The sequence below is a fragment of the Paenibacillus sp. TCA20 genome (assembly GCF_000732325.1).
GTDB classification, from domain to species: Bacteria; Bacillota; Bacilli; order Paenibacillales; family Paenibacillaceae; genus Paenibacillus; species Paenibacillus urinalis.
Window position 1 is genome coordinate 148144 of record NZ_BBIW01000005.1, and the last position, 17245, is coordinate 165388.

14 protein-coding genes are annotated in these 17245 nt (G+C 45.7%); 11 read left to right on the forward strand and 3 right to left on the reverse strand.

Annotated features, from left to right (window positions below):
* Positions 1-6 precede the first annotated feature (6 nt).
* From TCA2_RS11590 to TCA2_RS11615, 6 genes are all read left to right on the forward strand, one after another.
* Positions 7-1320 (forward strand): extracellular solute-binding protein, encoded by a 1314-nt coding sequence (locus TCA2_RS11590; RefSeq protein WP_047911776.1) that lies wholly within the window; start codon positions 7-9, stop codon positions 1318-1320.
* A 57-nt stretch (positions 1321-1377) separates the two neighbouring features.
* Positions 1378-2259, forward strand: coding sequence for a carbohydrate ABC transporter permease (locus tag TCA2_RS11595; protein WP_047911777.1), 882 nt, complete (start codon positions 1378-1380; stop codon positions 2257-2259).
* A gap of 83 nt (positions 2260-2342) precedes the next feature.
* A complete protein-coding gene (locus tag TCA2_RS11600) occupies positions 2343-3218 on the forward strand; it encodes a carbohydrate ABC transporter permease (protein WP_152557712.1) in 876 nt (291 codons plus the stop codon).
* A 43-nt stretch (positions 3219-3261) separates the two neighbouring features.
* On the forward strand, positions 3262-5031 hold the full coding sequence (locus TCA2_RS11605; RefSeq protein WP_047911779.1) for a sensor histidine kinase: 1770 nt from the start codon (positions 3262-3264) through the stop codon (positions 5029-5031).
* Positions 5028-6593 (forward strand): helix-turn-helix domain-containing protein, encoded by a 1566-nt coding sequence (locus TCA2_RS11610; protein ID WP_047911780.1) that lies wholly within the window; start codon positions 5028-5030, stop codon positions 6591-6593. The genes TCA2_RS11605 and TCA2_RS11610 overlap by 4 nt, the downstream gene beginning before the upstream one ends.
* A gap of 161 nt (positions 6594-6754) precedes the next feature.
* The gene (locus tag TCA2_RS11615; protein WP_047911781.1) at positions 6755-7669 is read left to right on the forward strand and encodes a methyl-accepting chemotaxis protein; all 915 of its coding nucleotides are present in this window, start codon (positions 6755-6757) and stop codon (positions 7667-7669) included.
* Between the two features lie 111 nt (positions 7670-7780).
* Here TCA2_RS11615 and TCA2_RS11620 read toward each other — a convergent pair whose 3' ends face one another.
* Both TCA2_RS11620 and TCA2_RS11625 read right to left on the reverse strand, forming a co-directional pair.
* A complete protein-coding gene (locus TCA2_RS11620) occupies positions 7781-8581 on the reverse strand; it encodes a M15 family metallopeptidase (RefSeq protein WP_047911782.1) in 801 nt (266 codons plus the stop codon).
* Between the two features lie 146 nt (positions 8582-8727).
* Positions 8728-9156 carry an EamA family transporter gene (locus TCA2_RS11625; RefSeq protein WP_047911783.1) on the reverse strand — a complete coding sequence of 143 codons (429 nt, stop codon included), beginning with the start codon at positions 9154-9156 and terminating at the stop codon, positions 8728-8730.
* A 104-nt stretch (positions 9157-9260) separates the two neighbouring features.
* Between TCA2_RS11625 and TCA2_RS11630 the strand changes: the two genes are divergently transcribed.
* Positions 9261-12017: a DEAD/DEAH box helicase family protein gene (locus TCA2_RS11630; protein WP_238546356.1), complete on the forward strand. Its 2757-nt coding sequence runs from the start codon at positions 9261-9263 to the stop codon at positions 12015-12017.
* Between the two features lie 74 nt (positions 12018-12091).
* Here TCA2_RS11630 and TCA2_RS11635 read toward each other — a convergent pair whose 3' ends face one another.
* Positions 12092-13129, reverse strand: a complete 1038-nt coding sequence (locus TCA2_RS11635) for a 2,3-butanediol dehydrogenase (protein ID WP_047911784.1) — start codon at positions 13127-13129, stop codon at positions 12092-12094.
* Positions 13130-13260: 131 nt separating this feature from the next.
* Here TCA2_RS11635 and TCA2_RS11640 point away from each other — a divergent pair, with 131 nt between their 5' ends.
* From TCA2_RS11640 to TCA2_RS11655, 4 genes are all read left to right on the forward strand, one after another.
* Positions 13261-14169, forward strand: coding sequence for a LysR family transcriptional regulator (locus TCA2_RS11640; protein ID WP_047911785.1), 909 nt, complete (start codon positions 13261-13263; stop codon positions 14167-14169).
* A 34-nt stretch (positions 14170-14203) separates the two neighbouring features.
* On the forward strand, positions 14204-14629 hold the full coding sequence (locus tag TCA2_RS11645) for a MarR family winged helix-turn-helix transcriptional regulator (protein WP_047911786.1): 426 nt from the start codon (positions 14204-14206) through the stop codon (positions 14627-14629).
* A gap of 220 nt (positions 14630-14849) precedes the next feature.
* Complete coding sequence (locus tag TCA2_RS11650) at positions 14850-16049, forward strand: TraB/GumN family protein (RefSeq protein WP_047911787.1); 1200 nt, start codon at positions 14850-14852, stop codon at positions 16047-16049.
* Positions 16050-16274: 225 nt separating this feature from the next.
* Positions 16275-17177 carry an SDR family oxidoreductase gene (locus tag TCA2_RS11655; protein WP_047911788.1) on the forward strand — a complete coding sequence of 301 codons (903 nt, stop codon included), beginning with the start codon at positions 16275-16277 and terminating at the stop codon, positions 17175-17177.
* Positions 17178-17245: the final 68 nt, after the last annotated feature.

Here is a 17245-nt window from a genome sequence, read left to right on the forward strand (position 1 = left end):
ACATACATGAAGAAATGGAGTATTGTCCTTAGCTTGTGCTTGCTTATCTCGGTCATTGCTGCAGGATGCGGCGGAGGAAGTGGCACGAGTGGCAATAACGAAGATTCAGAGAAGGTGTCCATCACCATATGGCACAACTGGACAGGTCAGGATGCCAAAGCTGTAGCGATGCGAGGTATTATTGAGCAATTTAGATCTGATCATCCCAACATTGAAGTGATTGATGAAGGACTGCCATCCGATGGGCTGCGTACAAGACTCCGTACGGTAGCTGCCGCTGATGAAATGCCTGATCTTTTCGTCATGTGGCCGGATGCCATGACCAAGGAATTTGTTAAAGGGGATCTGCTTCAACCTATTAACGAAGAACTTGACCAAAATCCGGAGTGGAAGGATAAGTTCATTCCCAATGCACTTGAAGGCTATACCGTGGATGGGAATATCTACTCTGTACCGATGAACCTTGCGCCAAGCTCTTTTATCTATTACAACGAAGCCTTGTTCAAAGAGCACGGGGTTAAGGTCCCCACCACTTGGGCGGAACTGGAGTCCGCGATTCAGACATTTAATGAAAAGGATGTCATTCCAATTGCACTTGGAAACAAAGCTAACTGGGTTGTTCAATCTACACTATTCAGCACACTTGCCGACCGGATTACAGGAACAGAATGGTTCTTATCGGCGATCGAGCAGAGCGGTGCAAAATTTACAGATCCAGAGTTTGTAGAAGCATTGAATGTGCTCAAGAAGCTTGGAGACTCAGGTGCTTTTCAAGACGGCTTTAACAGCATCGATGAAACGCAAATGATGCAGCTCTATTTTCAAGGAAAAGCAGCGATGGTCATTAATGGCGGATGGGCCCTGGCTAATCTGGTGAATAATGCACCGGAAGAAGTGCTGAACCATACGCATATCACGATACTGCCCCCAATCGAAGGAGGGAAGGGCCAGGAGCAGGTAACCGCTGGAGTCGTCGGCACGGGCCTTGGTGTTAGCAAAAAGCTGACAGGCGAACGCAAAGAAGCAGCTATGGAGCTATTTTATGAATTAGCCGGTCCAGACGGTCAAAAAGCAACGCTTGAGAGCAGCACGCTCGTCAGCTATGACGTTGAACTGGATCGAAGCAAGGCTCATCCACTCTTTGTAGAACTGTATGAACTGATGCAGGATGTCAAGATTACGCCTGTATATGATTCCAAGTTTGGCTCAGCCGCAACCGAAGTGGTCGACAATAGCCTGCAGGAGCTGTTGATGAACGGCAATCCGGAAGAGGTTGCCCGTAAGATTCAGGATGCCCAGGCTGCAGCCGTTGGAAAATAGAATAATCCCCTTCCCGATAGGGGAGGGGTATTCTCATTTAAAGGGAGTGTCAAAGCCATGAATGCATTGCGAAATCGCCGCTTTATTGTTATAGGACTCGCTCCTGCTGTAATTCTTTATGCTCTGTTTGTGTTCGTACCGGTCATTTGGTCAGCGTACTATGGTTTTTTTGACTGGTCAGGAATTGGGGACGCGGTCTATATCGGAGTTCAGAATTACGCAGAGATTTTTAAAGACCCCATTTTTTGGCGGGCACTGAAAAATAACATTATCTTTGTCCTTGCCTCTGTTTTTGGACAGATTCCACTGGCGCTGGCCTTGGCCGTTCTCCTGCATAAGAGCAGCTTTCTGCAAAAGTTTCTACGTTCAGCTGTATTCTTACCTATGGTCTTGTCTACAGTTGTTATTGGTATGATCTGGCAGTATATCTATCACCCACAGATCGGTATCTTGAACTTTCTGCTGGATGCGTTAAAGCTGGAGGATTGGAAGATGGAGTGGCTGTCAGATCCGGCCATTGCGATCTATTCGCTCGTTCCGCCATTACTCTGGAGTTTTGTCGGATTGTATTTAATCATCTTCGTCTCGGCGCTTCAGAACATTCCAGGTGAAATTCATGATGCGGCTAAGATTGACGGAGTAACAGGGATTCGAAAAATATGGAGTATTACCCTGCCCATGATTAAAAACACCGTGCAGGTGGCTGTCATCTTGTGTATATCCGGCAGCTTGAAGTCATTTGATCTTGTCTACATCATGACAAAAGGCGGACCTGCACATACCACAGAATTACTGGCAACCTATATGTATAACTCCACTTTTACGACCTATCGATACGGGTTCGGAAGTGCCATTTCGACTACGATCGTACTGATCAGTCTCTTATTGATTGGAACAAGTCAGTGGATCGCTTCGAGAAAAAAAGAGTCATCGGTGTAATTTGCATTTTTCAGAGTTGATTATAGGCCAAAATACATTTGCAAATTAAATTCATGCCAATAGAATTGAAGGGAGGCATACACATGCAGCCAAACATTGCAGGTGCAAGACCTGCCGTTTCCCAAGCTTCCACTTTGTTTCGTCGGATAGGAAGAGCGTTGTTTTGGTTCGTGCTTTTACTCTATGGAATTGTGACATTGTATCCTTTTGTATGGCTTGTTACGAGTGCCTTCAAGACCAATGAGGATTTCTATAACAGACCCTTTGGATTACCGGAAGTCTGGAAATGGGAAAATTTCACTGTGGCCTGGGAGAGCGCAAATCTTGGAAATGCCTTTAACAATTCGATGATTGTATCGATAGGCTCCTTGGCACTCACCTTATTTATATCCGCTCTTGCCTCCTTTGTGCTTGCTCGGTTTGCCTTTCGATGGAAAGGGATCATGCTTGCATTTTTTGTTATCGGCATGCTGATTCCTATACACAGCACATTGGTTCCTTTGTTTATTCTGATGAAGCAGATGCTTCTATTAAATACGTACTGGGCTCTGATCCTGCCCTACACTGCTTTTGCCCTGCCAACAGCCATCTTTATACTTACTGCATATTTGACCAGTATCCCTCGTGATATCGAAGAGGCCGCGTTTATGGATGGTACAGGGCTGTGGGGGTTATTTTTCCGCATCATGCTTCCGATGTCACTGCCCGCTCTGTCTACCGTAACGATCCTTAGCTTTTTACATGCATGGAATGATTTCTCATTTGCCTTGGTGTTCATTAATAAAACTGAGCTCAAAACACTGCCATTAGCCATCGCTAATTTTGCCGACGGTTATCAGACCGATTATGGACTTACGCTGGCTGCGATGACGTTGTCTATTATTCCAACGGTTCTTCTCTACCTGCTGTTTCAGGAGCAGATGATGAAAGGAATGACAGCCGGAGCAGTCAAGGGTTAACGGATACTAATACCATAACCACATCATGAAGGAGGGGGATCTCTTGAGGAGCTGGCTACGATCATCATTGCAGCGCAAGCTGTCCGTGCTCATTGCTGGTTCGATCATTGTACCCCTCGTGGTGCTTGGTTTATTTGCCTTTGATACAGCGGCTCGCATATCGGAAGAAAAGGCGACGCTGTCGGGGATAGATTATTTAAAACAACTGGAAGCAAACTTACATTTTATGCTCCAGGACGTAGACAACTTGTCCATCTATTTAATTGGTGAGCGAGATATCCAAGATTATCTGGTGCAGGATAAGGAGCAAGAAGAAGAGAGGCAGGAGATTATTGGCAGAATGACCAATCTTGCCGCCTCCAAATCCTATATCGCAAGTATTGTGATTCAGCCCGAACACTTCTCTGCCGATTTGACGACAGCCAACTGGTATGAAGCGGACATACCTGAGGGAGTATTGACCGAAATTCGGGAAAAGCATTGGTCTCCTGTATATCGAATTATGAACTATGCCGGAGAGCAGTATGTGATGACGCTGACCAGGCCCATTCGAAGTATTCATGATTATAAGCATCTTGGATGGCTGTCCATCAGCTTGAGTGAGAAAGAAATTTCTCATCGGCTTGCTGAAAAAGAGTTCGCGAGTGGTAACGGTAGAATTGAACTTATTGATCCCAACGGGGGGATCCTATCTTCTCCTGACAAGACCCGATTAGGAATGCGAATCGAAGATCAATATCCAGGACTTCTAGCGATGCTGGATCAAGGAGCAAATGGGTCAGCGGTGTACGGAGAGAAGCAAGAGAAGAAGACGTTCATGTACGTGCGCGAGCCTTCTACGGGATGGACATTGATCGGCTCTATTCCTTATGACCAATATCGTGAGGAGAACCGTTACATCTTAACTATTACCGCTGTTGCGGTTGCTATATCGGTTCTGATCAGCGTGTGCTTAGTCTGGGCGACTGTGCGCAGAATCACTCGACCATTGCTGCTTCTTACACGTCATTTATATCGGATTAATCCTCACGAGCCGCTCCCCCATTTCACAGTTACAACCCAAGATGAGATCGGTAAGCTCGGACAGAGCTATAACCTGCTCGGAGCACATATCGAACAGCTGAAGCAGGATCTGATCCGTGAGGAAGCGCGTAAAAAAGAAGCCGATATGCATGCGCTTCAAGCGCAGATCAATCCTCATTTTTTATATAATACGTTAGCATCCATTCACTGGATTTCACTGATGGCCAAAGAGAAGAGAATTGCTGATATGGTAGAGGGGCTGAGTCAATTTTTGCGTTTAAGCTTGAATCATGGGAAGGAGTATTGCCCTGTCTCCCAAGAAATAGACCACATCCGTCAATATGTCCGAGTGCAGAATATTCGTTATCCTGACAAATTTAAGATCGAATATATGGTTGATCCAGAGCTTGAGAATAAATGGATGCTTAAGCTGCTCCTGCAGCCATTGATCGAAAATGCAATGATTCACGGCCTGAACAAGAAGGAGGGACCGGGCTCAATCCTGATCATGGTTCGAAAAGAGCAGCATCGGATGAGCTTTCTAATCTTAGATGACGGGGCTGGTATGTCAATGCATCGTTTAGAAGACGTCCGCACAATGATAGAAGCAACTGCAAATAGGGACGAATCGTTACATGATCATATGAAGGAAGGCAGCTACGGACTCAGAAATGTGAACGAGCGTCTTCTGCTGCATTACGGTCCAGAAGCTCATCTCGAAATAGACAGCAGGGAAGGCGGAGGAACCCGAATTGCTTTTACCCTGCCGATTATGGAGGAGACGATATGAGAGTACTCATTGTTGACGATGAAGAAATTATCAGAGAGGGATTAACCCGAGTTATATCCTGGTGTGAGCTTGGTCTCGAGCTGCTTCAGCCTGCTGCTTCTGGAGAAGAAGCTCTTCAGCGAATCGAACAAGAGTGTCCGAGTATTCTAATGACCGATATACGAATGAATGGAATCTCTGGACTTCAGCTATGTGAACGAGCGAAAACGATCCAGCCTGACCTGGAAGTGATTATCTTGTCCGGGTATGATGATTTTTCATATGCTCAAACCGCCATCCGACAGGGAGTAACGGATTATTTGCTCAAAACAAGTCCTCCTGAAGATATCATCCGCACCGTTCTTGAGGCTAAACGCCGGATTACGGAACGCTGGGCTGAGAAGGGAAGGGATGTACTGCAGGCCCGTGAGGAATTCGAACGAGAATGTGTAAAGTGGATTATTCATGGGGAAGTGACAGAAGGAACGATCGAGTTCTTAGCAAGCGGTTTGTCTGGGGACAAGACAATTAATCATTTCAGTTCAGGCTGTAAGGTGCTTATATGGGAAGCCAGCGGATGGAACGGACCAAACTACTCATCAAGACTTCTATTATTTGCCCTTCGAAATTTACTTCAAGATCTTCTACCTGGCTGTATTTACGTGATTCATCAACAAGTCTTGGTCTGCCTTGCCCCTGCTTATGATGGCCAAAATTTGCCTCGGTACGGAACATGGTCAAGACTGCTTGAACGAGCAGAGAGCTTGCTCAAATGCTCGATACGATTGGCAGCGGGAAGCTCTGTAGCTGACTTAGAAAATGCACATGTAAGCTATGAAAAAGCTGTTTGTGCTTTGCGGTATTTTCCTCTCCTGCCGGATAAGATAATCAATTACACCGACATAGAACAACGGAGAGGCGGAAAAAACATTATCAGTCCAGTAGAAGAGAACCAGCTGGGTGTCATTCTACTAGACAACGATCCTGTCGCTCTAAAAGCATGGACCTCACAGTTATATGAGAATTTGATCATGGAACCGGAAGGGACTTTCGAAACGACAATAGCTTGTTTACGTTCTGCCGCTGCTGCGGCACATCGATGGATGGACAGGACCTTTCGAATGCTCGGCTCCGACGGGGAGATCCATATCGAGTCCAGCTTAAATGCAGATGGGAATGGATTCATTCCGGAAGGAGCGTTGTTCCGCTATCTTCATGCGATTATGTCCAGCTACCATTCTCAAGTCAGTCAAGGCCCAGAATCACATGTGGATCGAGCGAAAGCTTTCATGGAATCAGTCTCACTGAGAGAGGTGAATCTTCAGCATGTAGCGAATCATCTGCATCTGCATCCTGGTCATCTTAGTGAGCTGTTTAAGAAGGTGACGGGAAGATCCTTTGTTGAATTTGTCACGGAACTAAGAATGAAAAAAGCAGAAGAGCTGTTATCCGTATCACCTGCCAAACTTAGTGAAATTGCCCTGTTAATCGGCTATGAGGATGTGAAGTATTTCAGCAGACTGTTCAAGAAGCATTATGGCTTAACTCCAAGTGATTATCGAGAGAATCGATCTTCTATTTAATAAAATTAACAAATATTTCGACAAAATGTGATTCAAACATTTCGCGCGGTAGTATATTAGTAATAGGACTATTCTCTTAAATTGGGTTAACTCCATACCTATTTATGGTTTCCATCCTATTTTTGAGGCCATATTATTAATATACGGAGGCTTTATCATTAATGAACATACAATCGGAACCCATTCGTGCTGTTGATCCATCGGCGGTGCTCCGGGCTTTTAACCAGAATCTAGCTATCATCGGGTTCAACCTAGAGAGACGGGTCATCTACGTTAACGAACGTTTTGCCGAAACGATGGGTTATGCTATAGATCAAATCTATGGGATGTATCATCATGAGTTCTGCTTCTCTTCCTTCGCATCAACTCCGGAGTATGAATCGTTCTGGGCTAGTATTCTGAACGGACATCGCTTCCAAGACAAGATTGAGCGGAAGGACGCACAGAATAACACGGTGTGGCTCGAGGCTACCTATATGCCTATCTATGATGAAGGAGATAATATCATTGGGGTGTACAAAATAGCGACCAACATTACGAACCGTCAAAATGAGATAGTTCAACTCGTTGAGGAGCTGCAAGACATGTCCTCCAGCTTGAATGCTAGAGCTGCACACGGTATAAATAGAAGCTCGGAGCTACTGAATAGCATTTCTGCGGTAGATGAAGTCTCAAATGACAATTTAAAAATACTGGATCAGCTGAAGCAGCAATCGCATGCGGTGCAAGGGATCGTTCAAACGATTCGGGATATCGCCTCACAGACACAGCTTCTTGCCCTTAACGCAGCGATCGAGGCAGCACATGCAGGGGAATACGGCAGAGGATTTGATGTCGTGGCCAAGGAAGTGAAGAATCTATCGTTAATGGTGCAGGATTCGATCTACGAAATACGCGACAGTATTAGAGGAATGTCCAATGAAATTATGAATATATCCAATGGAACCAGAGCAGTACAGGAATACATAGATCAGAGCCGGCAGCAGCTTCAAGTGACGATGGATGAATTTAGCACCCTATCTCAATCCTCCGAGCAATTAGACCTTAAAGCACAGCATGTGTCCAAGATACTGTAATGAAGCATAAAAGCAGTGGAGAAATCGTTCTCCACTGCTTACTTTTTTTTGAATAAGAGCTCATATTATGCATGATTAAGATGATGAAGTGCCTTGGTATGATGGCCATTGTTACTCTCCTGCTTGCTTTAAGCTCTGAATGAATCGGGTAAACTCCGGCTCAAACAGCCCCATGTTGTATAGGATTTGAATTGTCTTGAGACCTGAGAGATCTTTGTCATTGGATGTGCTCATCGCACCTGCAGCCTTGGCTGCCTGCAGTGCTGCGTGATAAGCATCCGGGGGCGTTTGGTTTAAGGATATATTTACTCTCCGCTCAAGTGCAATAATTCGCTGTTCAAGCGCAGATATAATTGCTGACTTTTCTTTGTCCTTCTGAAGAAGCTCCTCCACTTTTGACATCTCTTCTGATTCCTCCATTCCCTGAATTCGGTTTATCACAGCTTGCTGCTGCTGCCATGTCGGCCTTATTCCTGCCTGCAGCTGAGAAAGGCTGAGCCCAAACATCATCTCGAAGTGAGGATAGTCTTTAAATGAAATCCAGTCACCGCCCCAGCTGAACCCGAGCAGCTTCGCTTGAGCAACGACCTCCGCCCAGTCAGCTATACCATCATGATCATCATCCACGCTCATACTATAGCCGCTCTGTACGAGAACAAAATCAATGGCAAGCCCGTAGTTATGATTGGATTGGCCGGGCTTAGCATTCGTGACGATCGGGCCCGGCTTCGTTCTGCCTTGCTCATACAGACGCTGCTGCTCAGCCGCACTTCTATAGCCTGCCGTAAGTCGTATTTCCACACCTTCTGAATAGCATCGCTCAATCAGCTTCTCCGCTGCAAGCTTCACAGCAGGCAGTAACCCGACGAGGTAAGCTGCAGACCTCGCTTTCAGCTCCGCCAATGCAGCCATGCTCTACACCTCCAAGTTAGGATTTAATCCATACACCGAATTGCGATTATACTACAGCATATAGTCAAGCCATCATTTAAGTGTGATGCGCCTGCCTATTCTGTGAGCCTAAAGCGCAGAATTGGTGGATGTGTCCTGCCCTGTATTTACTTGATTGCAACAAGAATAGCCCCAAGAGCGATGAGTGCGACCCCTATACCATTCAGCCAAGATATTTTTTCACCCAAAAAGACAACCGCAAGAATGACTGCAATCACAACGCTAAATTTATCAATTGGACTCACCTGGGACACCTTGCCGTACTTGAGAGCCAGAAAATAAAACAACCAGGATAAGGCTCCAGCCACTCCACTAAGGACGATGAAGCTTAGTGCTTTTTTCTGTGTCAGTATTTCGCCAACTTCAGCGAACTTCCCTTGTACAGCAATAACACCGACTAAAAATAACGCCATGATGACCGAACGAATAGCGGTGGCAGAATTGGAATCGATGTTCTCCAGGCCGATCTTGCCAAAGATCGCAACAAGGGCAGCGGTTATGGCAGACAGTATGGAATATAGAAGCCACACAGGCATTGTATAATCCCCCTTTATTAGAGAAGTTTCCTGCACTCTATCATTTTTCTGTATAATTAGTATGGTCTAATATCCCATTTTCTACGCAAACGAGGTGAGAAGTAATGAAGAAGGAAATGGAATCTTTTCCGCAGGACATAACGTTCTGTTATCCTTGGCGCAGCTATCAGAAGCGTGTGCTGGGCAGCTTAGAGGAGCATTTGGCGAACCGGCATCTGCATCTTGTGGCACCCCCTGGATCGGGCAAAACGGTGCTTGGTCTGGAAGTCATGCTCAGAATTAACCGTCCGACCATCATCCTAGCTCCAACACTAACCATCAAACAGCAATGGGCCAGCCGTTTTGCGGAGATGTTTCTGGGTACAACAACACTTCCTGACTGGATATCTACTTCGATTAAACAACCGGCATTCGTGACAATTACAACTTATCAGGCACTGCATGCTCTTTTTAGTGCGGTAAGCGAGAAGAATGAGGATAAGGAGCAGGATTCAACTAACGAAATCATTGAAATCAATGGGGAAGAGGGCTTCGAGTCTGAAGATGAAACAGTGGATGGTGACGATTGTTCTGCAGCAGAAGCTACACTCGCACAGTTAAAGAGCTTGTCCATACATACGATCATTTTTGATGAGGCCCATCATTTAAGAGTGTCCTGGTGGCAAAGTGCTATGGAACTATGCAGCATGCTGAGTGAGCCGACCAAGATATCGCTGACGGCAACACCGCCTTATGATGTGAATCCACGAGAGTGGCAGCGTTACATGGCTTTATGTGGCCCCATCGACGAAGAGATCAGTGTTCCCGAGCTTGTGAAGCATGGGGAGCTATGTCCGCATCAGGATTACATCAGCCTTACTGCGCCAACGAAGCAGGAATCAGCGAAAATCAAGGAGTTTCGCTCCCAAGCAGGCACTATCAAACAGGAGCTCCTCCATGCGGAATATATGATAAAGACCATAGTGAATCATCCTTATATCCTGGATTCCAGCAGCCATATCGAGGACATTTTGACGTCACCAGGCTATTATTCAAGTATGGTTATCTTCTTAAGAGCGACAAACCAGCCGGTATGGAAAGAAGCAGTCAAAGTACTGGGTCTGAAAGAATCTGAAGCACCCGAGCTGACCTTTGAATGGCTGGAAGAGCTGCTGAATGGCGTGCTGTTCAAGGACAAGCATATTGATTCGGAAATGCCCCAGCTGAAGGATCTTAAACGGAGGCTCAGCCGAATGGGTATGCTCGAACGCAGAAAAGTGTATCTTCGCTCAACGCCCTCCATGGATAAGATGCTCATCCAGAGCTCATCTAAGCTGACGAATATTGGTGAGATTCTTCAGTTTGAACGTTCCGTCTTAGGTGAACAGCTGCGTATGGTCATCCTGACCGACTATATTCGCAAGGAGGATATGCCGAAGCAAGGCGGCGACGAGAAGCCGCTCCATCGGCTCGGTGTTGTTCCCGTCTTCGAAATGATTCGAAGGAAACTTGGAGATCAGGAATCGTCTGCGGCCGATTTACCCATTGGCATTCTTAGCGGCTCTCTGGTTGTGCTTCCGCTGAAGGCAGCGGACCATGCGCTGGAGCTGGCAGCAACACGAGGCATTACTTTGTCACATAAGCCTCTCGACTATGATCCGAAGTATGTGATCATAGATATACGTGATTCGAATCGATCAGGTATTGTAGCCATTGTTACAGAGGTGTTCTCTCAAGGACACATTCAGGTCCTGATCGGTACAGCCGCCTTGCTAGGAGAAGGATGGGACGCGCCAAGCATTAATTCGCTTATTATGGCTTCCTATGTTGGGACTTTTATGCTGTCCAATCAAATGAGAGGCCGTGCCATTCGTACGGACCGAAGCCATCCGGAGAAGACAGGCGCCATATGGCATTTGGCTTGCATCGATACAGAGGCATGGGCAGGCGGAGAGGATTTAGCTTCACTCTCCAGAAGATTCCGCTCCCTAGTGGGCCTATCCGTAATAGACAACACCATCGAATCCGGAATAGCGCGGATGGGTCTAGATTCGAATGACAGTTTCAAGCCGGAACAGATTCGAATGTACAATGAAGATACGCTTAAACGTGCTAGACAGAGGGACCAGCTTAAGAAACGCTGGAATACAGCGATTGATCTGAATAGTCAAATGACAGAGGAGCTTCAAATTCCTTCTGAGGGGATACCGAAGCCCGTCGTGTATAAACACACGGTAAAAGCAGTCCTACTATTCGCATTATTTATGGCGATCTCGGCCTGCAATGAGGCTGTTCTTACACCTGCATGGTATACATCGGATGCTCCTGGCTGGTTTAGAATATCTCTCCTCATTGTCGTTTCAGGACTTATAGCCAGTCCGTGGTTATATAAAGCAATAAAAATGAAGCTGAGACACCATTCTCTGGAGCGAAGCTTCCGGGAAACCGCACTTATCGTCCATACCGTGTTATTCGAAATGAAGCAGATGAAGCTGCCGCCGCATATCGAGCGAATTCAAGCAGAGGAGAAGGAAGGGATGATCGTGTGCTGGCTGACTGGAGGAAGTACAGAAGACAAGACTGTATTTCTGAATACACTCCAGCAGCTGTTAGAACCGATTGATAGCCCCAAATACTTCATTTATTCTCAATCCCGCAAATGGTTTGTGACAAGGCGTGATTATTATCCGGTCCCGGATGAAATTGGACGTCGCAAAGAGCATGCGGAACGATTCGCTGAATTATGGCAGAAGCATATAGGTCCGGCCGAGCTCGTATACACCCGAACGATCGATGGACGGAAGCAGCTCCTCACGGCACGGAGTAAAGCCTTATCCTCCAAGTTTGTACACAAGTCAGAACGGATCAGCGCATGGAGATAAACCAAAAACAAAGAAGACCCTTCGCACATTTGTACGGAGGGTCTTCGAATCTAGAATAACAATTGACAACTGGATTACACAATTTCGACCAATATTTTGGCCTGGCTCTTGTCTCTCACCAATAGCTCAAGTCCATCCTCAATGATCTGATCCAGTGTAATCTTCTTCGTGATGACTGGCTTCACATCCAGTTTTCCTTCAGCAATGAGGGAGATCACTTCAGGGAAGATATGACGATAGGCAAGGATAGACGTGATATTTGCTTCCTTAGTCATGAGCTGCATCATATCTACAGTCGGATTCTGCGCAAATGCAGCGATGACCATGACCTCGCCGCCCTTTTTGACAACGGATAGGGCACTGTTGAAGGTCGGTTGAACACCGGCTGCTTCATAAGCAACTTCAACCCCTCCTGCATCATTGATGATATCTACCGGATTGTCCTTTAAGCTGTTAATCGGTACTGCGCCTATAGAGGCAGCGAGCTCCAAACGTTCATCGGATACGTCGATAGCATAGATTCGCGCAGCTCCTGCGGATTTGGCAGACAAGATCGTAAGGAGTCCAATGGGTCCAGCTCCGAATACAGCGACATTATTACCTACCTTCAGCTTGCTTTGACGTACTGCATGTAGAGCGACTGCCGTAGGTTCAACGAGCGCACCTTCCTCGAACGATACCTGATCGTTCAGTTTATGAAGCATGTAAGGCTCGACGATTACATATTCAGCGAACCCTCCATCGGCATTTAGACCGATAAATCCGAATTGATTACACTGATTGTAGTTTCCTTTTCTGCAATTCTCACATTCGCCACAATAAATCAGCGGCTCGATCGCTACTCGATCCCCGACGTTATAACCTGTGACTTCTGCACCGATTTCCTCAATCACTCCAGAGAATTCATGACCCAGCGTAAGCGGAGCCATTGCACCGGATATCGGGTGAGGAGTACCTGTCTGAACTCCAATCCCATGGTGATAAGCATGAAGATCACTGCCGCATATACCTGCAAACTTCACTTTGACTTTAACCTTACCTGCAGGTGTTGCAGGAATTTCTCTCTCTTCTAGGCGAACATCTTTAATATCATAGAATACAGCTGCTTTCATATGTGTCATCCCCTTAACCATCATAAGTATTGATAACGATTACAATTTGATTATACCTGGAGTTACATAATAAGATATAATTAATGTTTGTAATAACCCTATTAGTATAGCTAATAGTAAAGGAGCATTAGATGAATATTGAGCAGCTAGAATATATCGTTGAAATCGCCAAATCGGGTTCTTTCTCGGCTGCTGCCCATCAGCTGCATATCACTCAATCTGCACTGTCTCAGTCCGTCTCCAAATTAGAGGAGGAGCTTGGACTGACTCTATTTAAGCGTTCATATGCGGGAGCTGAAATTACAGTGGAAGGCAGAAGGATACTGAACAAAGCGATGGAGGCGATTCAGACCATTGACGAAATCAAAGAGCTGTCCCGCTTCGAGAGTAATCGCATCCGTGGTGAGCTGAATGTCGCTGCCTTCCCCGGTGTGATGCCTGTACTGGTCCGCTGTCTTGCGGCGATTAAACAAGATTATCCCTTGGTTCAAATTAATATTGAAGAGAATACCTCAAACCTCATAATGGACGATATCAAGCTGAATCGTATCGGGCTGGGTCTAATCGCGATGTATAAGAAGGACATCGAACACCTTGCAGGACTTGTATTTGAACCGATCGTTCAAGGTAAATTTGTCATTTGTGCAAACAAAAATTCAGAGATCGCAAAGCATAAATCGATTCACCCCAAAGATTTGGTTAAATATCCATTTGCCCTGTTCAACGACGTTTTTGTTGACGATTTTCTCGCAGATCATCAGGCCAATTATGGTGAACTGCCTATTCTATTCCAAACCAATAATGGGGAGGCGATTAGAACGGCGCTTGAGGAAAATATGGCGGTCACGATTGGTCATGATTTTTCTTTCTTTGGACAGCGGAAATGGTTATCAGATCAGTACGTTTTAATTGAAATCAAGCCTATTGAAACTCCTTCTATGCAGGTAGGCTGGATTCGATCAGAGAAGAATCATATGACGCTCTTGCACCAGCTGTGTATGATGAAGTTCGACCAGGAATTTAACAGAGCCAAGCTTTAGATTAGGATATAAAAACGATGCAGGAGTGAGAATTATGGAAGGATTTTTTCAGCGTTACCTTGGTCTATATCGGCCTATTATTACGAAGCTCAATGATCTGATGAGCACTTATGAGCTGTCGTATTCTTTATGGCAGGTAATCTATTATTTGAAAAACAATGGACCTGACACACTCATCGCTATTTCAGCATACTATCAGGTGGAGAAACCGACGATCACTAGAAGAGTGAATCGACTGCAGGAGCTCGACATTGTCCGTCAGATCCCGGGTAAAGACAAACGGGAGAAAATAATTGAGCTCACTGAATCTGGTGAAGCCATCTATCTGGAGTGCAGACAGCAAATAACAGCCTTAGAGCACCGTATTATGGAGGGAATCCATCCAGCGCAGCAGGAAGCGTTATTCGAATTAATACCACTTCTGCGTCAGAACATTGTGAATACAAGAGAAGATGTATAAGTCACTTAAAATAAAGGGAGCACAGAAGCAGATCTGTGCTTCTTTTTTTATTAATCTGAATCTATTAAGATCAAAAATCCAGAATATGGTTGACGAATTCCAATATCAGAGTATATAGTGTGTATATTGACATGCACAGTCAATTCTTTTAACAAGTGCTTTATCAAGTAGGTTGAAGCAATACATACATTTTGAAATGAATTCGGAGGAGAGACTAACAATGAAGAGAAAGAGAAGATCATCCACTATTGCCTTATTCTTATCCGCAAGCATGCTGGTGCTTCCCGTCGTTCCTGCAGCTGCAGCTGCACCTGACACGGATATTGAAGTGAATGGACATGAGATTGATTTTACGAGCAAACTGCCATTGATTGAAAAAGGAATTACATATGCACCTCAGGGAGATCTGCTCAAAGCACTTAATGCAACATTCGTTCAATCCGATAAGTCAGGTACAATCACCGTACTTGTGGACAATGAACAGATCACGGTAAATGCGAAGACCAAGATTGTGAATGGTACAACATATGTTCCTGTACGAGTGGTTAGTGAGCAGATCGGCTACAAGGTAGAATGGGATCCTGCAACCCGTACGATCATTCTAACGACAGGAGGCAAGGGCTTCTTGTGGGAGGTAAGCAATCGTGACAATACGGTTTACCTCGTAGGTTCGATGCATATTGCTGATGACAGCTTCTATCCGTTAGACCCATCGTATGAAATTGCATTTGAGGATTCAGAGTATCTGGGAGTAGAGATTGACCTGACACAGGCACAGGATGAAACTATGCAGAAAATGATGCTGGATCTTGGAATGTATCAGGACGGAACGACACTTAAGGATCATATTTCGAGTGAAACCTATGAGCAGCTTGGCGAAATCCTTGTTGAGAACGGACTGGAGAAAGATGCGTTAGACGGCTATAAGCCATGGGTCGTGGAAATAACGATGTCACAGCTTAAATCCATGGAAGCCGGGTATCAAGGGGAGATCGGCATTGATCTGCATTTCCTGCAAAAAGCCATTGAACGCAAAATGCCTATCATCGAGCTTGAAACCTATCAGTCCCAGCTGGAGCTGTTAAGCGGATTCTCAGGTGAGCTGCAAGAGACTAATTTGAAATCTGTTCTAGATAACTTCCATCTGGTCGATGATTCTGTCGATCAAATGGCGGAAATGTGGAAGCTGGGTGACGAAGAGGCACTGCTCGAAATTACCGATAGCATGAAGACGAATGAAGAATACTATAAGGGCATGCTCGTGGACCGTAATTTGAAAATGGCGGACAAAATTGAAGGATATTTAACTGCAGAAGATGAAGCAGATTACTTTATCGTCGTAGGGGCAGCTCATTATGCAGGTGAAGACGGCATCGTGAAGCTTCTGCAGGATCGCGGTTACACGGTAACTCGCAAATAACTCAGTGGTCATTATTAGTACATCAATTATAACTACCTGAACTTGAATATCGTTACGAAACCATCCTTCACTGGAGCTAGCTCTGGTGGGATGGTTTTTTTATGGCATGCCTCTTTTTCCACGGATCGTTCTGTACTTGGTTTTAAAACGAAAATTTTCGGTTACAAAGAAGAGAGCTGGACCTTTACTAAATCTTAAGTGTTGTAACTCAAGGAGGTACTATTCATGACAAATCAAGACCAATATATGATGCAGGATCCAACGACACAGTATCCGAAGGCTACACCAGAGTGGAAGCAGAAGCAGCCTGAGCCGGGAATTCAATCGAAGATGGAGCCTGTTCCGGATTGCGGAGAGACCAGCTATCGCGGGACAGGACGTCTCAAAGGACGTAAAGCCGTCGTTACAGGAGCAGACAGCGGAATTGGACGTGCTGCAGCCATTGCTTATGCACGCGAAGGGGCAGATGTGGTGCTGTCTTATCTTCCTGAAGAGGAATCCGATGCCAAAGAAGTTGTGAAGCTCATTGAAGAGGCGGGACAGAAGGCCGTCGCCATCCCTGGTGATCTGAAGGATGAAGCCTACTGCGTGAAGCTGATTGAGAGTGCCGTCAAAGAGCTGGGTGGTATCGATATCCTGGCGAATGTGGCCGGTAAGCAGCAATATGTGGAGCAGATCGAGGATCTCACAACAGAGCAATTTGACGCGACATTTAAGACAAATGTATACTCCATGTTCTGGCTGTGCAAAGCGGCGGTGAAGCATATGAAGCCGGGAAGCTCCATCATTAACACTTCCTCCATTCAAGCTTACAAACCGTCGCCAATACTGTTGGATTACGCAACAACGAAGACCGCGATTAATACATTCAGCAAAGCTTTGGCTCAGCAGGTTGGGAGCAAAGGGATACGTGTAAATGTAGTAGCGCCTGGACCGGTATGGACTCCACTTCAGATTGTAGGCGGTCAACCGACAGAGAAGCTCGCTGAATTTGGTTCAACCACGCCGCTTGGTCGTGCGGGCCAGCCTGCTGAAATGGCTTCGTCATATGTCTTCCTGGCGAGTCAGGAATCGAGCTACATTACGGGTGAGACGATTAATGCCAACGGTGGAACACCTACACCATAAGATGAAATATATCTGCAACACGATAGATATCTACACAAAAAGAACGGGATCTTCATCAGATCACCGTT

Bases quoted from the DNA above. Each gene is read 5' to 3' on its own strand.
- TCA2_RS11590 (WP_047911776.1), top strand. From the start codon at position 7: ATGAAGAAATGGAGTATTGTCCTTAGCTTGTGCTTGCTTATCTCGGTC.
- TCA2_RS11595 (WP_047911777.1), top strand. From the start codon at position 1,378: ATGAATGCATTGCGAAATCGCCGCTTTATTGTTATAGGACTCGCTCCT.
- TCA2_RS11600 (WP_152557712.1), top strand. From the start codon at position 2,343: ATGCAGCCAAACATTGCAGGTGCAAGACCTGCCGTTTCCCAAGCTTCC.
- TCA2_RS11610 (WP_047911780.1), top strand. From the start codon at position 5,028: ATGAGAGTACTCATTGTTGACGATGAAGAAATTATCAGAGAGGGATTA.
- TCA2_RS11615 (WP_047911781.1), top strand. From the start codon at position 6,755: ATGAACATACAATCGGAACCCATTCGTGCTGTTGATCCATCGGCGGTG.
- TCA2_RS11620 (WP_047911782.1), bottom strand. From the start codon at position 8,581: ATGGCTGCATTGGCGGAGCTGAAAGCGAGGTCTGCAGCTTACCTCGTC.
- TCA2_RS11625 (WP_047911783.1), bottom strand. From the start codon at position 9,156: ATGCCTGTGTGGCTTCTATATTCCATACTGTCTGCCATAACCGCTGCC.
- TCA2_RS11630 (WP_238546356.1), top strand. From the start codon at position 9,261: ATGAAGAAGGAAATGGAATCTTTTCCGCAGGACATAACGTTCTGTTAT.
- TCA2_RS11635 (WP_047911784.1), bottom strand. From the start codon at position 13,129: ATGAAAGCAGCTGTATTCTATGATATTAAAGATGTTCGCCTAGAAGAG.
- TCA2_RS11640 (WP_047911785.1), top strand. From the start codon at position 13,261: ATGAATATTGAGCAGCTAGAATATATCGTTGAAATCGCCAAATCGGGT.
- TCA2_RS11645 (WP_047911786.1), top strand. From the start codon at position 14,204: ATGGAAGGATTTTTTCAGCGTTACCTTGGTCTATATCGGCCTATTATT.
- TCA2_RS11650 (WP_047911787.1), top strand. From the start codon at position 14,850: ATGAAGAGAAAGAGAAGATCATCCACTATTGCCTTATTCTTATCCGCA.
- TCA2_RS11655 (WP_047911788.1), top strand. From the start codon at position 16,275: ATGACAAATCAAGACCAATATATGATGCAGGATCCAACGACACAGTAT.